Genomic DNA, 2888 nt, shown 5'->3' with positions numbered 1-2888 from the left:
CAGTGTTCCGGTGACTGTGATTGAGGTTAGCCCTAATCGGGTTTCCCAGGTCAAGACCGAAGAATCAGATGGCTATCAGGCCGTACAGGTAACTGTAGGTGAGCGCCGTGCCAGCCGCGTGACCAAGGCGCAAGCCGGTCATTTCGCGAAAGCTGGTGTTGAGGCGGGTCGTGGTGTCTGGGAATTCCGTGCTGAAGCTGGTGAGTTTGAGGCGGGTTCCGCGGTGACTGTTGAGGGGTTTGAGGCAGGTCAGATGATCGATGTCACTGGCTCCTCCAAGGGTAAAGGGTTCGCTGGCGGCGTTAAGCGCTGGAACTTCAGTACCCAGGACGCCACTCACGGCAACTCCTTGTCCCACCGTGCTCCGGGTTCTATTGGTCAGAACCAAACCCCGGGCCGCGTGTTTAAAGGCAAGAAGATGGCCGGTCATCTGGGTGCTGAGCGTGTCACTGTCCAGAACCTGGAAGTGGTGCGTGTCGATGCTGACAAGAATCTGTTGCTGGTTAAAGGTGCGGTCCCCGGTGCTACCGGTGGTGATGTGATCGTGCGTCTGGCAGTGAAGGCGAAGGCCTGAAAGAGGAATAGAGGATGAATCTCAATACTGCCTCTGGAGGTACCGTTACCGTTTCCGAAGTCGCCTTCGGCAAGGACTTTAACGAGCCTCTGGTTCATCAGGTTGTGACTGCGTTTCTGGCAGGTGCCCGTCAGGGTTCCAAAGCTCAGAAAAACCGTTCCGATGTGAGTGGTGGTGGTCGTAAGCCGTGGCGTCAAAAGGGTACTGGTCGTGCCCGTGCGGGTACGATTCGTAGCCCGATCTGGCGTGGCGGCGGCAAGACTTTTGCTGCGGTACCACGTGACCACTCTCAGAAGGTGAACCGCAAAATGTACCGCGGTGCGCTGCAGTGCATTATGTCTGAGCTGGTGCGTCAAGAGCGTCTGGTTGTTGTGGATGAGTTTACTGTTGACTCTCCCAAGACCAAAACGGTTGCAGCCAAGTTGAAAGACATGGAGCTGAGCAGTGTGTTGATCGTCACTGATAATGTTGACGAAAACCTGTTCCTGGCTTCACGTAATTTGCCGAAGGTTGATGTGCGCGATTCTCAGGGCGTTGATCCGGTAAGTCTGATTGCTTTCGAGAAGGTGCTGATCACTGTGCCGGCTCTGAAGAAGCTTGAGGAGGCCCTGGCATGAATCAAGAGCGTATTTTGCAGGTGCTGCGTGCGCCGCACGTTTCTGAAAAGGCCACGATTGTGGCTGATCAGAACAACACCTTCGTATTCAAGGTTGCTAAAGATGCGAGCAAGCTGGAAATCAAAAAAGCCGTTGAAGCGCTTTTTGAAGTGAAGGTTGAAGCTGTTCGTACCGCCAACATGAAAGGCAAGTCCAAATTCTTTGGTCGCGTTGCGGGTAAGCGCGTTGACTGGAAGAAGGCCTATGTTTCCCTCGCGGAAGGCCAGGACATTGACTTCCTGGGCGCAGAGTAAGGAAGGGAGTAAGGAATAATGGCGATTGTAAAGTGCAAGCCGACTTCTCCGGGCCGCCGCTTTGTAGTCAAGGTGGTCAACGAAGATCTGCACAAGGGTGCTCCCTACGCACCGCTGTTGGAAGCCAAGGCGAAAAACGGTGGTCGTAACAATAACGGTCGAATTACCACTCGTCATAAGGGTGGCGGTCACAAGCAGAAATATCGTGTGATCGATTTTCGTCGCAATAAAGACGGTATCGCCGGGGTTGTAGAGCGTCTTGAGTATGACCCGAACCGTACCGCGCACATCGCGCTGGTGAAGTATCTGGACGGTGAGCGTCGATACATTTTGGCCCCCAAAGGCCTGAAAGCAGAAGATCGTATCCAGTCCGGCGAAGATGCGCCGATCAAGCTGGGTAACGCCCTTCCGCTGCGTAATATTCCGCTGGGTTCCACTATCCACAATGTGGAAATGAAGCCTGGCAAAGGTGGTCAGATTGCTCGCTCTGCAGGGACTTCCGTGCAGCTGCTGGCAAAAGATGGCCAGTATGTGACTCTGCGTCTTCGCTCCGGCGAAATGCGTAAGGTCCACGCTGACTGCAAGGCCACAATCGGTGAAGTATCCAACAGTGAGCACAGCTTGCGCTCACTGGGTAAGGCGGGCGCGAAGCGCTGGCGGGGTGTTCGACCCACCGTACGCGGTGCGGCGATGAACCCGGTAGACCACCCGCATGGTGGTGGTGAAGGGCGCAGCTCTGGTGGCCGTCATCCGGTTACACCTTGGGGTGTTCCGACCAAAGGCTACAAGACCCGTACAAACAAGCGCACGACCAAAATGATTGTGCGTGACCGTCGTAAGTAAGGGATAGAGAGAGGTTCAGGCTGTGCCACGTTCACTGAAAAAAGGTCCTTTTGTGGATCACCACCTGCTAGGCAAGGTGGAAGATGCGGTGGAAGCCGGCTCCCGTAAGCCGATTAAAACCTGGTCTCGCCGCTCCATGATTATTCCGGAGATGGTGGGCCTGACTATTGCGGTATATAACGGCAAGCAACATGTGCCGGTAATGGTTTCCGAGCATATGGTTGGCCACAAGCTGGGTGAATTTGCCCTGACCCGCAACTACCGCGGGCATGCCGTGGACAAGAAGGCTAAGCGATAAGGTGACAGTTATGGCTACTGAAGTTGCAGCCCGTCTGCGCGGTGCAAGAATTTCGGCTCAGAAAGCCCGCCTCGTAGCCGACCAGGTCCGTGGCCTGGAGGTTGAGAAGGCGCTGAATCTTCTGGAATTCAGCCCGAAGAAGGCGGCAAAAATCGTTAAGAAGGTGCTGGAGTCCGCGATTGCAAATGCGGAAAACAACGACGGCGCTGACGTTGATGAGCTGAAGGTGTCCACGGTGTTCGTGGATGAAGGCATGACGATGA

The 2888-nt window shown here is 55.0% G+C and carries 6 protein-coding genes; all 6 read left to right on the top strand.

What is annotated here, in order from left to right; genetic code table 11:
• Positions 1-574: 50S ribosomal protein L3 (rplC, locus tag A3754_RS14625; protein ID WP_063520287.1), on the top strand; the 574-nt coding region annotated here is incomplete at its 5' end.
• A 14-nt stretch (positions 575-588) separates the two neighbouring features.
• Positions 589-1191: a 50S ribosomal protein L4 gene (rplD, locus tag A3754_RS14620; protein WP_063520286.1), complete on the top strand. Its 603-nt coding sequence runs from the start codon at positions 589-591 to the stop codon at positions 1189-1191.
• Positions 1188-1484 (top strand): 50S ribosomal protein L23, encoded by a 297-nt coding sequence (gene rplW, locus A3754_RS14615; RefSeq protein WP_007150124.1) that lies wholly within the window; start codon positions 1188-1190, stop codon positions 1482-1484. Before rplD ends, rplW begins: the two co-directional genes overlap by 4 nt.
• Before the next feature lie 18 nt (positions 1485-1502).
• Entirely contained in the window at positions 1503-2327 is an 825-nt protein-coding gene (gene rplB, locus A3754_RS14610) for a 50S ribosomal protein L2 (protein ID WP_011587693.1), read from the top strand.
• 22 nt (positions 2328-2349) lie between these two features.
• Positions 2350-2625: a 30S ribosomal protein S19 gene (gene rpsS, locus A3754_RS14605; RefSeq protein WP_007151633.1), complete on the top strand. Its 276-nt coding sequence runs from the start codon at positions 2350-2352 to the stop codon at positions 2623-2625.
• 10 nt (positions 2626-2635) lie between these two features.
• Positions 2636-2888, top strand: a 253-nt coding sequence (gene rplV / locus A3754_RS14600; protein WP_063520285.1) for a 50S ribosomal protein L22, incomplete at its 3' end; no start/stop codon positions are given.

This window comes from Alcanivorax sp. HI0083 (assembly GCF_001635175.1).
This window is presented reverse-complemented; position numbering and strand designations above follow the sequence as displayed.

What these genes read in the sequence shown, in the direction of transcription:
- rplD (WP_063520286.1), top strand. Translation starts at nt 589, where the DNA reads ATGAATCTCAATACTGCCTCTGGAGGTACCGTTACCGTTTCCGAAGTC.
- rplW (WP_007150124.1), top strand. Translation starts at nt 1,188, where the DNA reads ATGAATCAAGAGCGTATTTTGCAGGTGCTGCGTGCGCCGCACGTTTCT.
- rplB (WP_011587693.1), top strand. Translation starts at nt 1,503, where the DNA reads ATGGCGATTGTAAAGTGCAAGCCGACTTCTCCGGGCCGCCGCTTTGTA.